The organism is Bdellovibrio sp. HAGR004, from assembly GCF_055397015.1.
The window spans coordinates 1,014,637-1,035,558 of record NZ_AP029176.1 but is presented as its reverse complement, the minus strand read 5'-3'; the positions used below and the strand labels follow the sequence as shown (position 1 = coordinate 1,035,558).

General features: G+C 49.2%; 25 protein-coding genes. 12 read left to right on the top strand and 13 right to left on the bottom strand.

Translation table 11 applies throughout. From position 1 onward, the window contains the following. Positions 1 to 3: 3 nt before the first annotated feature. Both ACZ5ZV_RS05300 and ACZ5ZV_RS05295 read right to left on the bottom strand, forming a co-directional pair. Entirely contained in the window at positions 4 to 522 is a 519-nt protein-coding gene (locus ACZ5ZV_RS05300; protein ID WP_464120392.1) for a lipocalin family protein, read from the bottom strand. Between the two features lie 135 nt (positions 523 to 657). Continuing rightward, the gene (locus ACZ5ZV_RS05295; protein ID WP_464120390.1) at positions 658 to 1,158 is read right to left on the bottom strand and encodes a hypothetical protein; all 501 of its coding nucleotides are present in this window, start codon (positions 1,156 to 1,158) and stop codon (positions 658 to 660) included. A gap of 144 nt (positions 1,159 to 1,302) precedes the next feature. Between ACZ5ZV_RS05295 and ACZ5ZV_RS05290 the strand changes: the two genes are divergently transcribed. Then, positions 1,303 to 2,070 carry a helix-turn-helix domain-containing protein gene (locus ACZ5ZV_RS05290; protein ID WP_464120389.1) on the top strand — a complete coding sequence of 256 codons (768 nt, stop codon included), beginning with the start codon at positions 1,303 to 1,305 and terminating at the stop codon, positions 2,068 to 2,070. Between the two features lie 81 nt (positions 2,071 to 2,151). Then, on the top strand, positions 2,152 to 2,868 hold the full coding sequence (locus ACZ5ZV_RS05285; protein ID WP_464120388.1) for an alpha/beta fold hydrolase: 717 nt from the start codon (positions 2,152 to 2,154) through the stop codon (positions 2,866 to 2,868). An 18-nt stretch (positions 2,869 to 2,886) separates the two neighbouring features. Here ACZ5ZV_RS05285 and ACZ5ZV_RS05280 read toward each other — a convergent pair whose 3' ends face one another. After that, positions 2,887 to 3,390 (bottom strand): fascin domain-containing protein, encoded by a 504-nt coding sequence (locus tag ACZ5ZV_RS05280; RefSeq protein ID WP_464120386.1) that lies wholly within the window; start codon positions 3,388 to 3,390, stop codon positions 2,887 to 2,889. 225 nt (positions 3,391 to 3,615) lie between these two features. Here ACZ5ZV_RS05280 and ACZ5ZV_RS05275 point away from each other — a divergent pair, with 225 nt between their 5' ends. The 4 genes from ACZ5ZV_RS05275 to ACZ5ZV_RS05260 all read left to right on the top strand — a co-directional run bounded on the left by ACZ5ZV_RS05275 (position 3,616) and on the right by ACZ5ZV_RS05260 (position 7,633). Next, positions 3,616 to 4,467 carry a radical SAM/SPASM domain-containing protein gene (locus tag ACZ5ZV_RS05275; protein ID WP_464120384.1) on the top strand — a complete coding sequence of 284 codons (852 nt, stop codon included), beginning with the start codon at positions 3,616 to 3,618 and terminating at the stop codon, positions 4,465 to 4,467. Between the two features lie 113 nt (positions 4,468 to 4,580). Further along, on the top strand, positions 4,581 to 5,036 hold the full coding sequence (gene nrfH, locus ACZ5ZV_RS05270; RefSeq protein WP_464120383.1) for a cytochrome c nitrite reductase small subunit: 456 nt from the start codon (positions 4,581 to 4,583) through the stop codon (positions 5,034 to 5,036). 11 nt (positions 5,037 to 5,047) lie between these two features. Continuing rightward, entirely contained in the window at positions 5,048 to 6,436 is a 1,389-nt protein-coding gene (locus tag ACZ5ZV_RS05265; protein ID WP_464120381.1) for an ammonia-forming cytochrome c nitrite reductase subunit c552, read from the top strand. Between the two features lie 6 nt (positions 6,437 to 6,442). Beyond that, entirely contained in the window at positions 6,443 to 7,633 is a 1,191-nt protein-coding gene (locus ACZ5ZV_RS05260; protein ID WP_464120380.1) for a cytochrome c biogenesis protein ResB, read from the top strand. A 9-nt stretch (positions 7,634 to 7,642) separates the two neighbouring features. On the opposite strand, the gene ACZ5ZV_RS05255 is transcribed toward ACZ5ZV_RS05260, so the two are convergent. Further along, positions 7,643 to 8,488 (bottom strand): IS3 family transposase, encoded by an 846-nt coding sequence (locus ACZ5ZV_RS05255; RefSeq protein WP_464117088.1) that lies wholly within the window; start codon positions 8,486 to 8,488, stop codon positions 7,643 to 7,645. Beyond that, positions 8,485 to 8,889, bottom strand: coding sequence for a transposase (locus tag ACZ5ZV_RS05250; RefSeq protein WP_464117089.1), 405 nt, complete (start codon positions 8,887 to 8,889; stop codon positions 8,485 to 8,487). The genes ACZ5ZV_RS05255 and ACZ5ZV_RS05250 overlap by 4 nt, the downstream gene beginning before the upstream one ends. Between ACZ5ZV_RS05250 and ACZ5ZV_RS05245 the strand changes: the two genes are divergently transcribed. The 3 genes from ACZ5ZV_RS05245 to ACZ5ZV_RS05235 all read left to right on the top strand — a co-directional run bounded on the left by ACZ5ZV_RS05245 (position 8,888) and on the right by ACZ5ZV_RS05235 (position 11,042). After that, a complete protein-coding gene (locus ACZ5ZV_RS05245) occupies positions 8,888 to 9,181 on the top strand; it encodes a cytochrome c biogenesis ResB family protein (protein WP_464120378.1) in 294 nt (97 codons plus the stop codon). The genes ACZ5ZV_RS05250 and ACZ5ZV_RS05245 overlap by 2 nt on opposite strands. A 68-nt stretch (positions 9,182 to 9,249) precedes the next feature. Continuing rightward, on the top strand, positions 9,250 to 10,476 hold the full coding sequence (locus ACZ5ZV_RS05240) for an MFS transporter (protein WP_464120376.1): 1,227 nt from the start codon (positions 9,250 to 9,252) through the stop codon (positions 10,474 to 10,476). Then, positions 10,473 to 11,042: a DUF2239 family protein gene (locus ACZ5ZV_RS05235; protein ID WP_464120375.1), complete on the top strand. Its 570-nt coding sequence runs from the start codon at positions 10,473 to 10,475 to the stop codon at positions 11,040 to 11,042. The genes ACZ5ZV_RS05240 and ACZ5ZV_RS05235 overlap by 4 nt, the downstream gene beginning before the upstream one ends. Positions 11,043 to 11,148: 106 nt before the next feature. Here ACZ5ZV_RS05235 and infA read toward each other — a convergent pair whose 3' ends face one another. The 4 genes from infA to ACZ5ZV_RS05215 form a co-directional block, all read right to left on the bottom strand. Continuing rightward, positions 11,149 to 11,370, bottom strand: coding sequence for a translation initiation factor IF-1 (gene infA / locus ACZ5ZV_RS05230; RefSeq protein ID WP_262555574.1), 222 nt, complete (start codon positions 11,368 to 11,370; stop codon positions 11,149 to 11,151). 64 nt (positions 11,371 to 11,434) lie between these two features. Then, complete coding sequence (locus ACZ5ZV_RS05225) at positions 11,435 to 11,764, bottom strand: RNA recognition motif domain-containing protein (RefSeq protein ID WP_464120374.1); 330 nt, start codon at positions 11,762 to 11,764, stop codon at positions 11,435 to 11,437. Between the two features lie 314 nt (positions 11,765 to 12,078). After that, positions 12,079 to 12,876, bottom strand: coding sequence for a trypsin-like serine peptidase (locus ACZ5ZV_RS05220; RefSeq protein ID WP_464120373.1), 798 nt, complete (start codon positions 12,874 to 12,876; stop codon positions 12,079 to 12,081). Between the two features lie 126 nt (positions 12,877 to 13,002). Beyond that, positions 13,003 to 13,608 carry an HdeD family acid-resistance protein gene (locus ACZ5ZV_RS05215; protein ID WP_464120372.1) on the bottom strand — a complete coding sequence of 202 codons (606 nt, stop codon included), beginning with the start codon at positions 13,606 to 13,608 and terminating at the stop codon, positions 13,003 to 13,005. A 190-nt stretch (positions 13,609 to 13,798) separates the two neighbouring features. Here ACZ5ZV_RS05215 and ACZ5ZV_RS05210 point away from each other — a divergent pair, with 190 nt between their 5' ends. Next, entirely contained in the window at positions 13,799 to 15,268 is a 1,470-nt protein-coding gene (locus tag ACZ5ZV_RS05210; protein WP_464120371.1) for an Ada metal-binding domain-containing protein, read from the top strand. Further along, positions 15,249 to 15,734: a methylated-DNA--[protein]-cysteine S-methyltransferase gene (locus tag ACZ5ZV_RS05205; RefSeq protein ID WP_464120369.1), complete on the top strand. Its 486-nt coding sequence runs from the start codon at positions 15,249 to 15,251 to the stop codon at positions 15,732 to 15,734. The genes ACZ5ZV_RS05210 and ACZ5ZV_RS05205 overlap by 20 nt, the downstream gene beginning before the upstream one ends. On the opposite strand, the gene ACZ5ZV_RS05200 is transcribed toward ACZ5ZV_RS05205, so the two are convergent. From ACZ5ZV_RS05200 to ACZ5ZV_RS05185, 4 genes are all read right to left on the bottom strand, one after another. Continuing rightward, positions 15,721 to 16,629: a hypothetical protein gene (locus ACZ5ZV_RS05200; RefSeq protein WP_464120368.1), complete on the bottom strand. Its 909-nt coding sequence runs from the start codon at positions 16,627 to 16,629 to the stop codon at positions 15,721 to 15,723. The genes ACZ5ZV_RS05205 and ACZ5ZV_RS05200 overlap by 14 nt on opposite strands. A gap of 32 nt (positions 16,630 to 16,661) precedes the next feature. Next, a complete protein-coding gene (locus tag ACZ5ZV_RS05195; RefSeq protein ID WP_464120367.1) occupies positions 16,662 to 18,032 on the bottom strand; it encodes a sensor histidine kinase in 1,371 nt (456 codons plus the stop codon). Beyond that, positions 18,033 to 18,539, bottom strand: a complete 507-nt coding sequence (locus ACZ5ZV_RS05190; protein WP_464120365.1) for a 7TMR-DISMED2 domain-containing protein — start codon at positions 18,537 to 18,539, stop codon at positions 18,033 to 18,035. Between the two features lie 75 nt (positions 18,540 to 18,614). After that, complete coding sequence (locus ACZ5ZV_RS05185; RefSeq protein ID WP_464120364.1) at positions 18,615 to 20,312, bottom strand: NAD-dependent malic enzyme; 1,698 nt, start codon at positions 20,310 to 20,312, stop codon at positions 18,615 to 18,617. Between the two features lie 117 nt (positions 20,313 to 20,429). On the opposite strand from ACZ5ZV_RS05185, the gene ACZ5ZV_RS05180 reads away from it, so the two are divergent. Beyond that, positions 20,430 to 20,921, top strand: coding sequence for a hypothetical protein (locus ACZ5ZV_RS05180; protein ID WP_464120363.1), 492 nt, complete (start codon positions 20,430 to 20,432; stop codon positions 20,919 to 20,921). Position 20,922 lies beyond the last annotated feature (1 nt).

The following is a 20,922-nucleotide window of genomic DNA, read 5'->3' as shown; positions in this document are numbered from 1 at the left end:
AAATCAATACTGATCGTAAATAAGATCATCCAGCTTGAAGCCACGTTGCTTGAGTCGTTCTAACATCTGCGCCAACACCTGGGCATCCATCGGCGCTTTTCGCGACAGAATAAACAAAGACTTCTTCTTCGGACCACTGACCACAGCCCATTGATAATCGGGGTCAAGGTCCACGATCCAGTAATCGCCACGGGCAAAAAAGTTAAATCGCACCTTGAGCTTGGCCGGAACAGCCGGATCCACCACTTTTGCTTCGCCTGAAATATCACTCACCGCCCCGTTTTCTTTATAACAGGTGTTTTTAACGGAAACTGACAAGGGGCTCAGGACACCGTACTCTGCCGTCGAACGGACGCAGTTGCGCTGAAAGAAGTTGGGAGAGTGGGCAATTTCATACCAGAGGCCCGCATAACGATTCAAATCCACCGCAGGGACAACCTCGGGATCTGATGGATCTTCCGCATGGGTGAGCGGAGCAAAAGTCAAAACTAGCAACGACAAGAGCGAAATAACTGTTTTCATACAAGTTCCTTCTCTGTTTTGAGCCCACCATCTATTGTATAGAAAAAACTATACATATTCAAGAGAAAGTAAACACTTGTGTTTTCCAACACTTGAGACTGCTCCTGGGCCAAAAAAGAGATAAACTGACACTTTTCACTTCTTGGTCTTATTGAGCATCTCCAGAAGGAAAGTGTTTTCCCGTTTCTTATCCGCTTTGATGGGTTTGGACGTCTTTTTTCGCGGCTCATCGGCGGGGGCTTTTGATCTGGGCATTCCTGAAAACTTCACGGGAGTTCCCAGAAGCGGATTTCTTTTGGTGATTTCACGAACAAACTGCCGGACCTCCTCTTCAAAGTTTTCTGACTCTGCCGGGATGTACAACCAGTCCCGGTTGGCCGGATGATTTTCCAGGAACGAGAACTTCAGGAAAAAAGCACTCTGCTTACGGTACTCAACCGGCAGAATACAGCCATTCCAAAGCTGAAAAGGATACAAGACCCCTTTATGCTCGTGGGTGCTGGCCGAATCCTCCACCAAAATCATGACAAGCTTCATATCAAGATAATAGGCCATTCCCCCATGTTGCGAGGCGGACTGCACGTCTGCGGGCAGTAGCTCCTCGATCCAAAGAAGTTCATTCAGCGCGTTCTTCATTCTGACACTTTACCACCACCTGGCGCTTGCGGCGCTTAAAATTCTTGTCTTTTATTAGAAATCAAAGTCTTTTATTTTGACCTTTCTTGCGCCAAATCTTACAAAAAGGGTCAATTTTTGCTCTTTTTAATAGACCGGAGCGCCATGAAAGCCGAAGAAGCCAAAATCAAGGACAGCCTTAAGAAGCTCATGAAGGAACAGGGTCTTCAGTACAGTGATCTTGCAAAAAAACTGCGTGTCTCCACTGCCACCGTCAAAAGACGACTTAACAAGGGGGAGCTGAGCCTGTCAGAACTCAGCGAAATCGCCACCAGCCTGGGCACTTCTTTTTACGAGTTAATCGAGATCAGCAAGCACAACACACCCAAGCCTTACCTGTTCAGCGAAGAACAGGAAAAGCTTTTTGCCAGCGATCTCAGCTATCTGCTGCTGTTCCGATCCATTGTCATGGGACTTAACTTTGCCCAGTTAAAAACCAGCTTGAACTTAAAAGAGACCGAACTTCGTAAAAGATTGCGCCAACTGGAAAACGTGGAGCTCATCAAACTAATGCCGCGGGATCGAATCTACCAGATGGCCCGCTTCCCGTTTCAATGGCGCGAAGACGGTCTGCTGCAGAAAGCCTACTATCAGCAGAATCTGCGCTCCATTTTCAGCTTCATCACAAAGAGCTACAAGTCATCGACCTATGACGAAAGCACTGGCTGCATCTGCAAGCCTTTTGAACTTCTGCTTTCAACCGAACAGAAGAAATCTTTTGCAAGAGACCTTATGGAAGTCCTGGCCCGGTATCAGAAGCTTTCACAGCTGGAGCTTAATACCAAAAGCGCCAAAGGGGTCACGGTCTCGGGAATCATTCACGCGGATGAGTTTTCAATCTGGCAAGTCGATCGCCTGGGCATCCCGCTGTAAGCAGCCAGTCTGAAAAGCTCGATATTGAATGCGCGGATGAAAGTGCCTTGAATTTTTGCCCGTTAAAGGCACAATAGGCCCATGGACAATCGCAATGATCTGACTCCCACAGTTTTTCTTCCCGGCTTCTTGTGCGATGAACGTGTTTGGAGTGATACCCTGGCGCGTTTGAACTTGCCGGGGGCTATGCTTGCCGTGCATTTCAAGGACTGCAAGGACCTTCAGGAGATGCTCAATCTTGTACACGATCTGCCCTACCACCAATTTCATCTGGTGGGTTTTTCGATGGGCGGATACGTTGCGAAGCTTTTTGCCACCCAACACCCGGATCGAGTGCAGAGTTTAAGCCTAGTGGCCACCAATGTAGGTCCTTTAAGTGAGCGCGAAAGACAATGGCGCCTGAGCATGAAGGAGTTTCTTGGCAAATACCAATATCGTGGCATGAACGAAAAAGAACTATCGCGTTTTCTGCACCCCAAGTCGTTGACCGACGCCCACATCACCCGAACCATTGTGGATATGAGCGCAGGCTACACATCAGAGATGTATTTAAATCAGATGATGGCCACCCTGGACCGAAAAGATCTGACTTCGGAACTGCGCCAGCTGTCCTGCCCCATTCTGCTTGTGGGCGGACGAGAGGATCGCGTGGTCCCCTTAAAACAACTGGAAGCTCTGCAACAGCAAATTCCCAAAGCCCAACTTGATGTCATAGAGGAATGCGGTCACTACATTCCCCTGGAAAAACCCGCCGAGATGGCGCAGATCCTTTCTCAGTTCTTTTCGGGCCACCCCTGAACACATCCACTCAATAGCCTAGGGCCTGCAAATGATTCGGAACTTTTCCCAGTTCCCAATCTGAGTTGCATCTGTGTGAATGGTGTCTGTGATCCGACCTCCACCACCGACGGCTGTAAGGTAGTTGCCACTGATTGTCTGAATTGCGTATACGCCATTCCCCAATGAAATCAGTTTGAATTTTTCCCACGCTTGCAAGAGGGTCGCATCCGAGTGAATGACATCCGTGATGCGACCGCCACCCCCAACAGCCGTAAGATAGTAGCCTTTGACCGTCTTGATTCCATAATTGATAAAAGAGCTGCCATCACAGGAATCAACGAGTGTGAAGCGTTCCCAGGACCCCACCCGAGTGGCGTCAGTATGAATAACATCTGTCACACGTCCACCGCCACCGACAGCCGTGACATAGTTTCCAGTATAGGTTTTTATCACACAGGAAAGCGGAGCATTGCAGGCCGACGCCGGAGCCGCCGCCATTCCCACAAACAAGAGCACAGAAAGAGCCAATGCTGATTTCATTTGGAATCTCCTTGGGTCTTTAAAGACCTCCACAGCCCCAGCTGATACCACGATGAAAACAAATTCAATCTTTGCCCAGCGAAAATGTCGAGATAATGCCCCGGCCAGTCCAGTCCGGTGTCAGGACACCTTGAGACTAAAACTCAGCCTTGCTTATCCGCAACTTCCAGTGTTATCTAGGGGCTGGCGAGGTCCATCATTAGGCAAAAAAATCGTTTCAACAAAGTGAACATTGAAATCAGCAACATCTGCAACCTCCAGTGCAGTTTCTGTCCTCCGGTGGAACGCGAGAAGAAAATGATGGCCCCTGAGGTCTTTCGTTCGGTGATCGAACAAGTGGCCCCGATGACGGATCAGGTGACATTGCACCTGATGGGTGATCCCCTGGTCCACCCGCGGCTGCCGGAATTCATCGATATCTGCAAAGAAAACCAAGTTCCCATTTTCTTTGTGACCAACGGGGTTTTGTTAACAGAGCTTAAAGAAGACATCCTTCTTGATAAGATCATTCGCCAGATCAATTTTTCTCTGCACAGCTTTCATGACAACTACGGCGACAAAGACCCAAGCGTTTATCTGAAAAAAATCTTCAGGTTCACGGAAAGGGCTTTTGTTGAAAGACCCGACCTTTACATCAACTACCGCCTTTGGAATCTGGATGAGCCCCTGGGCGTCGGCCTGCAAAATCGGTCCATGTTGGATCGGGTTTGCCAGTTTTTTGACTTCACTTTCAACGAGAATATCGATATTCGGCGACAAAAAAGTGTGCGCATCAAGAACCGCCTGCATTTGCACTTTGATACCGAATTCACCTGGCCATCCCTTGATCTGCCGGTTTTGGGACAACGGGGCACCTGCTACGGGCTGACCAGCCATTTTGGAGTTTTGGCCGACGGGACCGTGGTGCCATGCTGTCTGGACAAGGAAGGAAAAATCCCCCTGGGCCGAGTGCAAGATCAGCCGATTGAGTCCATCTTAAACAGTGAACGATCGCAAAGAATTTTGGCCGGTTTTAAAAGCAACAAGCTGACCGAGGAGCTGTGCCAGCGCTGCAATTACATCACTCGCTTCGGATAACGGGGCCGTGCCTTCCAACACCAACAGCCTTCCCGGGGTGGATTCATGACACATTCCACCATTCCACTTATTTTCACTAGTACTCATGCGTAAACTTTTGTAAATTTACGCACATGAACAGGTCAAACACAGTTAACATCCTTGTACTTATCCTCTTTGGTATCGTGATTGGCCTGGGTTGTTATTCATTTATCTACGCCAAGGGTTATTCCTACATGTCGGATGACCCCAAGGCCTGTGTGAACTGCCATATCATGCAGGACAATCTGAATTCGTGGCAAAAGTCCGCCCATCATCATGTTGCCAAATGCAACGACTGTCATTTGCCTCACAACATCATCGGTAAATACGCCGTCAAAGCCTTGAACGGCTGGGCGCATTCGTCGGCCTTCACGCTGCAGAACTTTCATGAGCCTATTCTGATTAAGGAACACAGCCTGCAGGTGGTGAAAAACTCCTGCCTGTCCTGCCATCAACCTATGGTGCAAGCCATGGATCGATCCAATACAAATCATAATGAAGATGCCAACTGCCTGCACTGCCATCGCGGCGTCGGCCACGCAAGATAAGGAGTTCGACTATGAACAAAAATAAATGGATGTTTCTGGCCGTTGGTGGCGCTGCTATTGCCACCGTCCTTGTCACCGCACTCCTGGTAAATATCTTTGAAAGAAAATCCGAAGGGAAGAATCCTTTCTACCGTGTGGTTGAAATCAACGACGAAATTGACGATCCGGCTGTCTGGGGCAAAAACTTCCCTCATCAGTATGACTCTTACATGAAAACCGCAGACATGACTCACACCAAATATGGTGGCTCTGAGGCCTTCCCACACATCCCGACAGATAAAGATCCCCGGGACAAGGTTTCCACGCAAAAGCTGGACGAGGATCCTCGCCTGAAAATCATGTGGGCGGGATACGCGTTTGCAACAGACTTCCGCGAGGAACGTGGTCACGCCTATATGCTGATCGATCAGATGTTCACAGAACGTCAAAACGTGACGAAACAACCCGGCACTTGCCTGAACTGTCACGCATCCCTGTACACGCTTTATAAAAAACTGGGCCAGGGCGACATCACCAAGGGTTTTGAGGAAATGAACAAGATCCCCTACAAAGACATCGTTCATTCCGTCAAACACCCCGTATCCTGCATCGATTGTCATGACCCTTCCACGATGGCTTTGCGTGTGACCCGCCCGGCTTTCATGGAAGGCATCAAGGCCGTCAAAGCCAAAGAAGGCATCAAGGAATATGACGTGAACAAAATGGCCTCTCGTCAGGAGATGCGCACATTCGTCTGCGGCCAGTGTCACGTTGAGTACTACTTTAAAGGTCCGGACAAGCGCCTGGTGTATCCGTGGGCCAAAGGCTTAAAGGCTGACCAAATCATGGAATACTACAAAGAAGATGGTCATAAGGACTGGGTCCATGCCATGACCGGCGCGGAAGTTCTCAAAGCCCAGCATCCTGAGTTTGAAATGTTCAATCAGGGCACTCATGCGCGTGCGGGTGTTGCCTGCGTGGATTGCCATATGCCTTATAAACGTGTCGGCGCCATGAAAATCACGGACCATCATGTGCAAAGCCCACTGTTGAACATCAACAAAGCCTGCCAGACTTGCCACAACGTTCCCGAAAACGAGCTGAAGTCCCGGGTGGAAACCATTCAAGATCGTCACATTCAACTGCGCAATGTGGCCTTTGATGCACTGGTGGACTTTATCAACGACCTGAAGGAATTCAAAGATGTGGATCTGAAGAAAACTCCGAACGCCACACTGGCCAAAGCCCGCGCCCTGCAGAAGGAAGCCCAATTCCTGTTTGATTTCGTTGAAGCCGAAAACTCTTCAGGCTTCCACGCACCTCAGGAATCCGCACGCATCCTGGGACTTTCCATCGAGAAAGTACGCGAGGGACAAAAGCTTGTGGCTGAACTTCGCAGAAGCAAAGTGGCTGGAAATTAGGTTCTGGTGTTTCGATCTGTCCTTAAGTTCTTCGCTTCACTTCAACTGGCAGTGGTCATCATTGCCATGCTGGCGGTCCTGATATCCGTGGGCACCCTTGTGGAGGCCCGTTACGACGCCTGGACCGCCAAGAATCTGGTGTACAACTCAGTCTGGATGTATCTTACTCTGGGGTTGCTGACACTCAGCCTGGTTGCGGTCATGGTGGATCGCTGGCCCTGGAAGCCCCACCACGCGGCTTTTATTTTTGCTCACGTCGGTATCATCATTATTCTCTATGGATCTGTACTGACTCAGTTCTTTGGAATTGATGGCACCATTCGCCTGCCCCGGTCGGGAGAACCCGTCAGGGAAGTCACCCTGCAAGACACCGAGTTGATAGTCTATCGTTCGCGCAATGGGGACAGCTATGAGCAGGTCTTCCGCGAAGATGTTAATTTTCTGAAAAAACCCATAACCCCCCAGCATCCATATCTTATTAAAGCAAAGGGACTCAGCTTTGAGCTGTTGGAATCCATCGATTATGGGCAAGCGCAAATCAAAGTCGAGGAATCACCAAACTTACAAAGTGGTGCCGCCATCCGCTATCAACTTTCCAATGCCAATGTCAGCGAAGTGGACTGGCTGATCCAACGCAATCTTTTTGAACGGGCCGAAAAACAAGTGGGCCCTGTCCTGATCACCATGGGCGGCCTTTGGGAGCGAACACCTGAAATCAATGAAATTCGACTTTTCCAAAAGCAGGATACAACCCTGCACTATGCGCTGTACAACAGGGAAAGCTCCAATCCTTTTAAGAAAGGGCAGCTGCAAGAAGGACAAACCCTTGCGACTGGCTGGATGGGGCTGGAACTGAAGGCACTTCGCTATTTCCCCAAAGCTCAGCAAAAATACGAAGTCAAAGCGCTAGAGCGCCCGACTCCCAACACCCGCCCTGCGGTTCGAGTCCGGCATAACGGACAGGAAAGTTATCTGATCCTGAATGACTATGTGAAAGTCTTTACAGACGAATGGGTGTACTTGGTCGCATACACAAATAAGCGCGTACCCTTGGGGTTTGATATCTCTTTGGCCAACTTTAAAAAATCCGATTATCCCGGCACCATGCGAGCCATGGCCTATCAAAGCGAAGTTCACTATGGCGAAAATGAAAAAGCCCTGATTGATCTGTACCCCAAAAAGTGGACAGATAAATAAAAGGGTCCTCTAAGTGAAACCTCGGCATTCTGCCGGGGTTTTTCCTTTTAAGCCCCATTGGGGACGTTCGTTATTGTAGTAGTTAATATAACGGTCTATCTCTGCTACCAATTCCTCAAACGTATGGCAACTTTGAAGATCCACTTCATCTTTTAAATGACCAAAAAAACTTTCTATAGGCGCATTGTCCAGGCAGTTGCCTTTTCTGGACATGGACTGGGTGACACCCCACTTAGACAAAAGATCTCGATACGTCTTGGATGTATAGTGACACCCTTGGTCCGAATGCATGATCAAACTCTCTGGCTTTCGGCTGAATAGGTCTTCCAGGCCTCGAATCGCAACGTGTAGTCCAGCTCCAGGAGAAACCGTATAGTGGACGATATCTTTCACTGCCAAGTCTTTTACGGCTGACAGATAAGCCCTGTTTCCTTTGCCATAGTCTAAGTAGGTAATGTCTGTTGAATAAACTGTGTCTTTCTTTTCAACATTAAATTGCCTGCTTAGGATGTTCGGACTTACCCGGTGTTCCTCACCTGATGCCCAGCCTTGCTTGTACTTATTCTTACGTCGGATAGTCGCCTGAAGGCCGTACTTCTTCATTAACCGTCTAATTTTCTTCAGGTTCATGTTGATCCAGAAGTGGCGTTGCAAAAGCATCTTTATTGTCCTAGCGCCGGCTTTACCCCTTCTATACGCAAAAATGATTTGCACCCATTCCGCGTCTGTTGTGATGACCTGGGGAGATGCTCTTTGGGCAAACCAGTAGTAATAGCCACTGGTACTGACTTGAGCCTGAGCGCACAGCCTGCTGAGACATAGATCAGGCCGATGATTGACCGCCTTGCTAATCAACGCGAACTTTTCTTGTTTGCGTATTTTGCCTCCAAGGCGCGGAGCTTTTTTAGGAAGTCGTTCTCCGCGCGAAGATAAGCGATTTCATCTTCTGCTGATTTAAGCTTTTTTCCCTTGGGTCGACCTGTAGACTTAGAACCTCGGCGGTCTTTCTTTAATCCACCTTCTTGGGTAGACATCTTTTCCCAACGCTGAAGGCACTTCTTGGCATAATCCACACCAAATAAGGATAGGTTAATACCAGCATCTTTAAAAATTTGACTAGGAGTTTGTCCCTCTTCCCGAAGCCTTAAGGCCCTAACCTTAAATTCGGGGGTATAGGCAACATTGGACTGCGTTACCTTTAGAACATTCGGATTCTTCTCAAGATCTCGGCGATCTCTTTCGGACAGTGAGCCCATGATCTGCTTCCTTTTTATACGAAAATACCCCAAAAATGGGACAGGGTCTTTTATTTTCCTGTCCGAAATTTGGGGTACAGATCAGATTTCCATGAATGAGCCTTTAAAATATAAATCCTTTTATCTGTACCAGGCCAGCTTTGAGGATTCCCCCACCGGCCAGGCGCGGGCCTCGATCTTGTCAGTGAATCATGATCCGGGACGAATCTGGAAGTATTCAGGATCATTGATTATGTGCCTGGGGGTCGTTCTTCTATTCTATTTCAGAAAAAAAAGACCTGCCCCTCAATAATATTACCCGGGTGATATTGACTTTTTATTTTACCCGGGTAATATCCTTCCTTGAAGGAAGGTCCTTTTATGAAGTTCACAGGTTATCAGAAATTTGTCATCGCCCTGCTCGCATTTCTGCAGTTCACAATTATTTTGGACTTCATGATCTTGTCCCCCTTGGGGGCCTTATTGATGCCAGCCCTTAAGATCACGGCAGCGCAGTTCGGAACGGTGGTGTCGGCTTACGCCATAAGTGCCGCGGCCTCCAGCATGTTCACCGCAGGTTTTGCCGATCGCTTTGATCGCAAGAAGTTACTTTTGTTTTTCTATGTCGGATTCACTCTGGGCACCTTGTTCTGCGCCCTGGCCCCGAACTACACGCTGCTGCTGACAGCCCGAATTGTCACAGGTATCTTTGGCGGCGTCATCGGCTCTATTTCATTTGCCATCATGACTGATATCTTTCCGCTGGAGCAACGTGGACGAGTCATGGGTTTTATGCAAACGGCATTTGCCGCAAGCCAAGTCCTTGGCCTGCCGATCGGACTTTATCTTTCCAATCTTTGGGGTTGGCATGCCCCCTTCCTGATGATCGTTGCTATCAGCGGGATCGCAGGTGTTTTTATCTGGCGATATCTACAACCCATCACCGGTCATTTGACTTTGCAGGTGGATAAGAAGGCTTATCTGCATCTGTGGCACACCCTGACGGACCGACAATATGCCCTGCCCTTTTTGGCAACGGCCCTGCTGTCCATCGGAGGCTTTATGATCATGCCTTTTGCCAGCGCTTTCACCGTCAACAACCTAGGGATCGGTATGGAAAAGCTCCCGATGATTTACATGATCACAGGCCTTGCTTCCATCTTGATTGGGCCCTTGATTGGAAAACTCAGTGACACCTACGGGGGCATGAAGGTCTTCTTCTTTGGTACGATCGTCAGCTCTGTCATGGTGATGATTTACACTCACCTGGGAACCACTCCGCTATGGTTGGTGATCATCGTGAATGTTGCCATGTTCGTGGGCATTTTTTCTCGCATGATCCCGTCGCAGACGTTGATGTCGGCCATTCCTTCTCCGGCCAATCGGGGATCTTTTATGTCCGTCAGCTCATCGCTGCAGCAACTGGCAGGCGGTTTGGGAGCCATTATTGCCGGCGCCATCGTGGTACAGGAAAGCTCCGGCATGATCCGGCACTTTGAAGTGATCGGCTACATCATGGTGGTTCTGGGACTGCTGATTCTTGCAATGATGTTCTTTATCAATCGAGCCGTTGAAAAACTCAAATCCGCAGCAAGGGAGTCCCCGTGACACCACAACCCAACCGGCCCTGCACGGCCTTTGCCAACCATAAAATCATCGCCACAGGAGATATTCAGGAAGTGGCCTTAAAAGTGAAAAGCTTCCTGAATGATCACAAGGCACAGATTCTGATCTTTGACGATGTCACCAGCGCCCAGATCGAGCTGGATCTGCGTGGCACGGCGGAAGCTGTTGCCCGACGCCTGGAAAAAATGCTGGAGCCGCAGGAAAAAAAGGCGGGACCGGGACGTCCGAAATTGGGCGTGGTTTCCAAAGAAGTCACGTTACTGCCTCATCACTGGGAGTGGTTGGCCCTACAGCCCGGCGGCGCATCAGTGACTTTGCGTAAACTCATTGAAGAAGCAAAAAAGAAAAACGCCTCTAAGGATCTCATCCGACAAGCTCAGGAATCCACTTACAAATTCATGCAGGCGATGGCCGGAGACCTGCCTGACTATGAAGAGGCTCTGCGAGCCCTTTACGCCGGCGATGAAAAAAGTTTTGAAAAGAGAATCGCCGCCTGGCCCGCTGATATCAAAAAACACACGTCAAAACTTGCAAAGAACGCATTTTAAAATTGTGAAAGGTGTGGGTACGTTGAAACCCCGACGATGCTCGGAGAGACCTTCAGTATTATTTTCCTTCAGGTCTTTCTTTGCAGTATTTGTTCTGAATGAAAATTTAAGCTTTGAAACGATGAGTGATAAGACCGTGCGTTGGATCGTACGGGGACACCCCGACGGTGACGCGGTCGCCGACGACAACCTTGATCTTAAATTTTTTCATTTTCCCGCACAGGCGCGCTCTGATGTCGACACCATTTTCGAGCGTTATGAAGTACACTCCACCACCGGAAAGATCCGATACTTTCCCATCAATCATAACCAAATCATCTTTAGCCATGGTCCTCCCTGAAAATGACAAGGCCGGCATGACACCGGCCTTGAATTAGACGCTGTCTGGAAAACTAGTAAGAACGACGGTTGCTGGAACCCCAGCTGTTGTTGTTACGACGGAAGCCGCCGCCACCACCGCCACCGGAACGTGGCTCTTGAGGTTTGGCTTCAGAGATATTCATCGCGCGACCTTCACAGTCCATCCCGTTAAGTTTTTCAATAACAGATTGGGCTTCGCTGTCTGAGGACATCTCAACAAAAGCAAAGCCTTTGCTGCGACCAGTATCGCGATCTGTGATGATATTCACAGAATCAACTGTTCCAACTTCAGAAAACATCTCTGTCAAACGATCAGAGCTAACCGAAAAAGATAAATTGCCTACGTATAATTTTTTTCCCATTTTGTGCCTCCTTAAAAAGCTTGGGGCCATTCGCAGAAGACAAAAGGGCATCTAATGAACTGTGTGAACGACTATGTACATGCAGTAGAACACATCGAGGACTAGATAGATATAGCTAAAACCGTTAATTGAACTTTATATTAAAAAGACCGCTCAGATCCAACACAGAGCTTTTGACGACCATTCAAGACAAGTCTTTAGACCTTTGACACATCATAAGTGAGACGGACACGTTGCGTTTGCACGCATCAAGTTCATGTCCGCTTCACAGAGGACTCCACATTCAGTCTGATGTCTTCATCAACTGGCTGAGGCTATTTTCCGGCCAGGCACGCAGCGATCGCGCGTTTAAATTCACTAGAGCCTGTCACAGAGGTTCCCGAGTTGGTGTAGCGAGCACCGACTTTGACCATATAATCGGCTCTGCAACCACCATGGGTGTTGATTCCGACAACTTCATTGGTCTTTTCATTGATCACTGGAGCCCCCCAGCTGCCATAAGAGGTGTCAGCATCGTGTTCAATGATTTCAGGAATCAGGAAGATACCGGCCTTAACCAGTTTCCCGCGGGACACCTGCTGTGCAAAGTGCATGGTTTCTGGATATTGACTGGCAGGCATATTCCCCTGACGGATATCGTAGATGTCATTCAATGCGTAAGCGTATTGAACGACACGAATAGGGTCCCCGTTCTGAGATTTTTTTTCAGCCAGGCGATAGAAGCCCTGAACATCACCCGCATTCTTTTGCGTAACTTTGTTTGGAAGCAAACGTAAAACAGCCCATTGACTGCCAATCCCACCACGCTTAAACACGGTCGCACTTTTGTCCACGTAATAAACATCTTCAGAAGATGACATCTGAGAAATCCCGGCAACCGAAGCTGGAACATTAAACTCCACCAAATCACGATTCTGAGCGCACTCACCAATCGTGATGACACAGTTTGGACCCACCAGTGTCGCTCCACACCCAGACGTTGCACCTTCTTTGACCAGCCTCCCGACTTTGGGATCAAAGGAAGGAACTCGGTCATCAGTTTTTCCGCAGATTTCCGCCTGCGCCACGTTGGCAGTCAGCCACAATCCAAGAACCACATTCAGAACTTTCATTTTCAAAAACCTCCGTAAAAAAATTTGTAGCAACATTATTTTTCACGAAGATTTTGTCTAGAATAAAACTGACCCTGCAACGATAAGACGCAGGTTTGATCGAATATAAAAATCGAACATTCAAAGTTAAGGATGCAACTCAGAGTCCTGATCTCTGTCTCTCTCATGCGGGGCCCGATAGGTGCTTTTTCGCCAGCTTTGTCCGGCAGAGCGGATCTCTTGTTTTATCTTTTTCACCGAAACACCCATGCCGATAAAGCTCAGTCCCACCAGGATCAGATCCACTCCCACAAAAGTTCCAATTGTCCAGAAGGCCGATGCTGGAAAAGTCAGAAGAACTATACTGCCCAGAAGGAATGACGTCGCTCCACTGATGGCCATCCAGCCCCACCCCGGCGTGCGTTCACTTAACGAACCAATCAACTTTGTCAGGCCCGATGCAAGCAGAAGAAAACTGACAAGCAAAGTCAGCCCCAACGTGTTTTCAATCGGGTTACGCACTATCAGGAACGAACACGCCAGCGACAGAATACCCAATCCCAGGTGAGGCCACAGTTCTCCATCTTTGCGCCCTTGGACCCCATAGGTGATTTCAAAAACGCCGGCAACACCCAAAACAGCACCCAGGAATACCACCGAGGCCAAGGTCGAAACGGAGGCAAAGATCACCGCCGCAATACCCAGAAGAAGCATAACTGTTCCCAAAAAAATCATCCGATTTGATGGATTCATGAAGACCTCCTGCTGTCGAATTTGTTGATGCCCTTACTATATCAATCTGCTCCCGACTGGTAAGTGAGTAACTTGACAGAGTTTTGCTCTGTCACAGATCAGGGTCCAGGGCGGCCGATGTCTTCTCATCAAAAAACGATCATGTCCGAAAATAGCCACTTTTTTGCAAAAACAGAGATATACTGCCCCCATGAAGAAGAGCGACATCTACTATGAAGCCATGAAAGCCCGGGATCCACGTTTTGACGGCAAGTTCTTTGTCGGTGTCAAAACCACCGGGATCTATTGTCGCCCTATTTGTCCAGCCAAACCAAAAAAAGAAAATGTGGAATTCTTCCAGTCCCATCTGGAAGCGGAAAAAGCTGGCTATCGTCCCTGCCTGCGCTGTCGACCGGAAAGTGCCCCCCAATCACCGGCATGGGTGGGAAAGTCCGCGGTCGTGCAAAGAGCCGTCAAAGTTCTAAATTCCCAGGAAAGCATCGAATTCAATGAAGATGCCTTCGCCGCTTTGTTCGGAGTCAGTGCCAGACACCTGCGCCGTCTTTTTATTGAAGAGATTGGCAAAACCCCCAAACAATTGTCCTTTGAAAACCGTCTGAATCTGGCAAGACAACTGATCGTGGAAACCTCGCTTCCCATCACGGAGGTCGCTTTCGCCGCAGGCTTTGATTCCATCCGCCGCTTCAATGATGCCTTCAAGGATCGTTTCAAAAAGTCCCCGCGCGAGGTGCGACGGCAAAAAAGTGCCCCCCCGGGAGCCCTGCGAATCAGCCTGCCTTACCGGCCGCCATTTGATTTCGATGGCTTGATGAACTCTTATCAAAATCACCGGATGGGTTCACTGGAGTGGTTCACAGACAACAAAATGCTGCGGGTGATTTCCATCGGCGGAAAGGTGGGAACGGTTACAATCTCCAATCAGCCGGAAAAATCTGCTTTGCTTGTAGAAATCAATTCCCCTGACACTTCGGTGATTCACACGATCATATCACGTGTGCGCAATCAGTTTGATCTGGATTCAGACCCCGTGATTGTTGCCAACTGTCTGGAAGCCGACACTGACATCAAAAAAATGCTGAAATCCTATCCCGGCATTCGCCTGCCTTCGGGATGGGACCCCTTCGAGGTGGCGATTTCAGCCATCCTTGGACAACTAGTCAGTATCGAAAGGGGCCGCGCCTTGGTCGCTGATCTGATTGATCTTGCCGGAAAGGATTCAGGCCTGGTGCTGAACAACACCCGTATCAAACTCTTCCCCACAGCAGAAGATATTCTGTCCTGTGATCTGCGTTCCCTGAAAACCACCGGGGCCCGCAAACAGACTTTGCTGGATTTTTCCAAAGCTCTGGTTGAAAAGAAGATCTCTTTGCAACCGACCCAGGACGTGGATCATTTTCTGAAAAGCATCCAAAAGATTCGTGGCATAGGTCCGTGGACCGCACAGTATATGGCTTTAAAAGTTCTGCGCCACACGGACACGTTTCCTGCGACAGATCTGATTCTGGCACGCGCCCTGGAAAAACATCGAAAAATAAAACTGGATCAGTTCAGTCCCTGGAAAGGCTATCTTGCAGCCTTGTTCTGGAGAAACTACACCCACAAGCTGACAAAACGTTCTTCCCGAAAGAAAGGATCAGGCCATGGAAAAAGCCCAACTTAAAATTAAAACTCTGCTGGGAGATCTGTATCTGGTGGCCTCCTCTGAAGGCCTGCACAGTGTCTTCTGGGAAAAATCCGCGGTTCCCCTGCTGAAAGACCCCAACAGTGCGGCGGGTATGGTGTTGATGCAGACTCAAAATCAACTTGAAGAGTATCTTGCCGGAACCCGAAAAGAATTTGACCTCCCACTAGCCCCCGAGGGCACGGAGTTTCAAAAGAAAGTCTGGAAAGAGCTGCGACGAATTCCCTTTGGGAAAACTCGGTCGTACAAACAACTGGCCACGGCACTGGGAAGCCCCCGGGCCAGTCGTGCCGTTGGAACAGCCAACGGGAAGAATCCACTTTGCCTTGTAATTCCCTGCCATCGCGTGATTAATACCGATGGCGGGCTTGGCGGTTATTCAGGCGGATTAAAAATCAAACAGCGGCTGCTGAATTTGGAGCAAGAAGTCCTTAAAGCAAAATGACCCAATCTTTCACAACACTTTGGAAATGAGGTTTTCGCTTCAGTGATTCCAGGAACGGATAATCAACCAGATCCTGCAAAGGAGTCTGCACTCCTGCCAGTCGCAGATGAAAACTGGTGGTCTGATAGCGGAAGCGCTCGCTTAAATTGAATGCCACCCGGGCCAGGGCTCGCAGGGTCTTCACCTGCTTGGCATCAAGTCCCTCTAGGCCGGAGAGTTCCAACATCAGCAGCAAATCCTTATCAGTAATGCTTTCCCGCAGGAAGTTGGACTGCAAATAAGCCAGCATCATAAAGCTGCTGACCTCCATCACCCCTATTTCCTCCAAGGCTCTTTTAAGATGGGTGCGGCTTTCAAATTCGCACACATAAGAGTTCATTTCATACAGCATGCGATGAACGGCATCAGAGGCCTCGGCGACGCCTAACAGCTCGCAGGTGTTGGCGCAGGATTCCTCAATTAGCATTCGCATCACGTAGTCACGCTGCGAATCCAGGGAAGTTCCCGGCCTCGGCCCGACTCCCCAATGACGGGTCGTCAAAGTACGGATCACAGCATGACTGGCTTCATGAAAAACATAGTTCTTTTTCAGGTTGCCTTCCAGATCCTCCCAGGTCAGGGATTCCAACTGTGTTTTTGCAAGCTGGGCAAAAACCCCAACATTATCAACGTAGGGTAGCACCTTGGTCTGCAGAAGGCTTTCCAGTTGCAAAAGCGGAAACACTTCGTAGAATTCATTGCGTTCTTTGCTGAAGGAAAAACCAAAGTTTTCTGCAGCCTTGCGAATGGATCGATAAAAGCGATTGTGTTGAATCAGGTAGCCATCACCGAAACTTTCCGGCAATCCGTGACTTGCGAATTTTTGATGCTGCTCCAGCAGCCGGCTGATTTTCATAGGGGCATTCTGCCCCAGGACACGGTCCCCGGTCAAACGAGCTTTGGGAAGATCAGATGAACCCTGGTGCCGGATTGAAGATTCTGGCTACGATGGGTGGACTGCACTTCGATAGCACCGCCAAAAAGTTTCATGTATTCCATCACCAAAGCGGTTCCCATACCGGAACCCTGCTCATGAGCCGTACCCGAGCGCGAAAAAAGGTGTGTCCCTTTGAAAAGATGGTTTAATTCTTCCTCGTGGATGCCGACACCTTCATCCTGCACCGTTAACACAAGGGCTCCTTGCCTTTCGGACATTGTCAGCGAAATACAGCCTCCTGATTCGCTGAACTTGATGCAGTTGGAAAGCAGATTGGAAAGAACCTGATTGATCAACGCCGCCCGATCTGCTCGCACATAAGCACCCGTCGGAACATCGACATGAACTGAAAGTTTCTTTTCCTCCATCTGCCAGGAGTAATGATTCAAAGCCTCCAAGCAGGCCGGACTCAGTTCCACAGTTTGTAGATTCAAATGAGCTCGATTCGTCTGAAAAATTTCTTCCTGACGGACTGAACGCAGAATGCCGTTCAGTTTTTGGATGGAGTTGGTGATACGACTTAAATGCTGCTGTTCCGCCTCACCGGCGCAGTATTCCTGCAGCATTTCCGAATGATACATCAATCCTGAGACGGTATTGGCGACATCATGGGATAGCACCCTCACCAGACGATGATAGCGTTCTTTGTCTTCGGCCGCCTGCTGAGCCCGCATCTTTTCTTCATTTAAAACTTTGATCTTATAGGCCAACCCCAAAGACAGGATCAGCATTTCCCCCAGATTTGCGAATAACAATGAATACTGTGTCCAGGCGTTATTGCGCACCAACCCGTGAAAAGAGGCCAGCCACACCGAGGTCCCCAGCAAAACCACCAGCCAACTGAACAAAAAGAATCGCGCCAAACGGTTGCCCTGGCGATACAGTGAATAAAAGCCGCAGTAGACAAAAAACACAATCCCCGTCGCAATGGATAGATCAATCCAATATCCGAAGAAGAACAAACCTCGCTGTTGAGGGGCAAAAAAACTTGCCACCATTGTCACTGCTGACAGGGCCTGGAACAGGCGAACACCCCAGTACCCCACAGCAAAGTCTTTTTTGATGTTCAAAAAACGCCCCACAAAAAGACTTGCGGCAAACAATGTTAATGACGAGAAGAACATCAGATAATTGGAAAAAATAAAGGGCGCCTCGGGCCAGATATAGGTATCCACCACCCCGTGCAAAACCAGTGCGGTGGCTCCGAAGCTGGCGGCAAAAAGTGAATAACTTAGATGATCCTTCTGGTGGGTCACCAAACCCATCAAAAGGTTATAAACCACCAAGGCAAAAATACCGCCCAGATAGAAATAGAAAATCATCTAGGCCTGCACTTCGTCGCGGGCTGCTTCCTGCGGATCTTTTAGAAAAACACGGGTATTCAGGGCATGGTGAGCGTCCCGCTGCACATAAAGTCGAACTTCCTGTTCAGGCTCAAGCTTTAGCAGATAGGCGCCCAAACGAAAGGGATAGTGTCGCTGGGACAAGGAATACCCAGGACCGGACAGAAGCGGAGATTCGTGCAACTGGCCTTCTTTGTACAATCGCAGTTTCCCGACCAACGGAGAATCAAAAAGCAGAAGCTTTTCCACGGCCTGACTTTCATCATTGCGCAGATTTATCTGCATCCACTGGTTCAGTGGAGTATAACCACGATTGATTTCACTCTGTCCGGATTGAACGTAATTGACCTGCAGAGGGTCCGTCATCGAAGAGGGCGCTTCTCCCCAAAGAACTTGCGAGGTGATGTCCGTAGCACTGGCATCATGCGAGAAAAACAGCAGACAGGCACTAATCAGAACATGCAAAAGGGCGCCAAGTTTTGTCATGCATCTAATTATCCGGTGGCCCACAAGCAACAGTCAAGATATGATCCAGACGAAGCCTGAGTCCACCTTCGTCACTTAGGAAGACGCATGCCTGTAAGTGCGATAGATCGGATACCAGTAGTTCTTCTCAATCGCACTCAGAAGCTCTTCATCCGTCGTTTTTAATGCCACATCATCGGATTGGGCCGCTTTACCAACCCTGAAGGCGATCAAGCGGGACACTTTCTCGATATCACCTAAGTCCGGCAACAAGGCACCCACCCCGTTCTGCGCCAGTGGAGAGCAATCCGCCAAGGCCGCACTGGCAGCCATCAGCATGGAATCCGTCACACGGCGAGCCCCCGAAGCTAAAACCCCCAGGCCAATTCCCGGGAAGATATAGGAGTTGTTACATTGAGCAATGGGGTACACTTTGTCACCATGCTGAACCGGAACAAAGGGACTGCCCGTGGCCACCAGGGCCGCCCCATCAGTCCATCTGAGGATGTCAGCTGGAACCGCCTCCACACGAGAGGTCGGATTTGAAAGCGGCATAATGATCGGATGCGGACAGTGCTGATGCATCGTACGAATGATTTCTTCAGTAAACAGTCCGGGCTGAGCCGAAACCCCGATCAGAACTGTGGGACGAGCATTGCGCACAGTTTCGAGCAAAGAAATCTCATCCCCTTGAGTTTCCCAATGGGCAATATCCTGATGTTTCTGTACCAGGGCCGACTGGAAATCCAAAAGGTTTGGCATTTTGTCAGTCAAAAGACCGTAGCGGTCCACCATGTAAATTCGCGCGCGGGCTTCGCTATCACTGAGTCCTTCCTGCTTCATCTGCAAGACAATTTGTTCCGCAATGCCACAGCCCGCAGACCCCGCACCGAGGAAGACCACACGTTGATCCCGCAGCTTACCACCCGCCGCACGACTGGCTGCAATCAGACTTCCCAACGTCACCGCAGCGGTTCCCTGGATATCATCATTGAAACAGCAGATTTCATCACGGTACTTGCGCAGAAGCGGCGACGCATTTTTCTGGGCAAAATCCTCAAACTGCAAAAGCACGTTCGGCCAACGACGCTTCACCGCCTGCACAAAGGCATCCACAAAATCCTCGTACTCTTGTCCTGTGATGCGTGGATGGCGCCAGCCCATGTACAACGGATCATTCAGCAACTGCTGATTGTTCGTGCCTACATCGAGCACCAAAGGCAAGGTGTAGGCCGGGCTGATACCACCACAAGCCGTGTACAAGGAGAGTTTCCCGATCGGGATACCCATGCCGCCAATCCCCTGATCCCCCAGACCCAAAATGCGCTCGCCATCGGTGACAACAATCACTTTGACCTTTTGTTTGGTCACGTTTCTGAGCATTTCATCAATGCGGTCTTTGTTTGGATAGGAAATAAATAGCCCACGGGACGCGCGGTAGATTTCAGAAAAATGCTCACAGGCCTCACCCACCACTGGCGTGTAGATGATGGGCATCATCTCGTTGAGGTGATTCACGACCAGATGATAAAACAGGGTTTCATTGGTGTCCTGAAGGTTGCGCAGATAAATATGCTTGTCGATATCAGCTTTCAGCAGACGGTACTGAGAATAAACGCGCTCAGCCTGCTCTTCTATAGTTTCAATCGTTTGTGGAACCAAGCCATGCAAATTCAGATGACTGCGCTCTTCATCAGAGAAAGCCGTTCCTTTATTTAAAAGTGACATCTCTAACAACACCGTTCCGGAGTAAGGAATATAGACCGGGCGATTGTATTTATTATCAGTTTCCACAAGACTTCCTTTGGGATGATGGCCTGAACCTACTCCTAGCTTTCATCTTAAGCAAGACAGAGCCCAGGGCGTCTTAGTTCTTGCCAAAGCGCAGGCCCAGGTCTATTGAAGTGGGGCATGAAAAAGTGTCTTTTTATCCTCATTTCAGCTCTGCTTTTCTCTGCTAATGGCTTTGCCGCCGTTTTGCACTTTTACAGCAACCCGAATGTTCCTCAGCCTCTGTTCCACGTCATCCTGGAATACAAAGGTTATGCTTACGAGGCCGATACACGTGCCGGTGGACGTCGCCTGCCCATCGCCCACCTTGGGGGCAACCTGGGGCATATCCAGATTGAAATTCCTGATTCCCTGGTCAATGAAGACGCGTTGATGTCACAGATGGGTCTGCCTTTTGATTATAAATTTGTCTGGAACAACAACAAAACCTACTGCTCAAAACTTGTCGGCATTGCCCTGAATATGGAGCCTCAGCCCATGACTTTTGCGGGCACGCACTATGTACAGTACTATCCGGATTGGATTTATCGCAATGATCCTGGCCTGTCTCCAGACCAGGTGTATGAGTTCGGCATGCAACACGCCATCCGTGTGATTCGCAAAAACCACTAAA